The organism is Pseudomonas sp. EL_65y_Pfl1_R83 (genome assembly GCF_963970695.1).
Classification (GTDB): Bacteria; Pseudomonadota; Gammaproteobacteria; order Pseudomonadales; family Pseudomonadaceae; genus Aquipseudomonas; species Aquipseudomonas tritici.
In genome coordinates this window covers 1-447 of the sequence record NZ_CAXAQI010000449.1, presented here as the reverse complement: position 1 = coordinate 447, position 447 = coordinate 1, and the positions used below count along the sequence as shown (strand labels likewise).

1 protein-coding gene is annotated in these 447 nt (G+C 56.8%); it reads left to right on the top strand.

All coding sequences use genetic code 11. From position 1 onward, the window contains the following. Positions 1–121: 121 nt before the first annotated feature. Positions 122–447: hypothetical protein (locus AACY08_RS29765; RefSeq protein ID WP_339472678.1), on the top strand; the 326-nt coding region annotated here is incomplete at its 3' end.

Genomic DNA, 447 nt, shown 5'->3' with positions numbered 1-447 from the left:
AGGAAGACCATCTCCATCGATTCTTCGCGGCGGAGGAAGACTTTTATATCATTGCCGAGACAGAATTGGCTGATCTCGAGGCGCAGCTCGAATCACTTTGTCGGGGTAAATGTGCCAACTTTTGAGCGAACCCATAGGAGCGGCGCGGCGCCTGGCCCTGGGGCATAGAGAATTGTTCGAGTGCCTCATTCTCGGCGACAGCATCGGTGTGGGTATGGCGCAAGCGATCAATGCGCGTCGTGCCTTGCACTGCGATGTCATGGCAGTCGAGCGCGCCTCCGCCGAGCAGATTCTGGCATGGCGTAAACCTGCAAAGAACTATGGTATGACCATCATGGCAATTGGCTCCAACGACCCACCAAGACGAACATTGCAGCGCGGTCTCGCCGAGATCAGGCGACGCATCAGCACAAGGCGCGTGATTTGGCTGCTGCCATATTCTCGGCC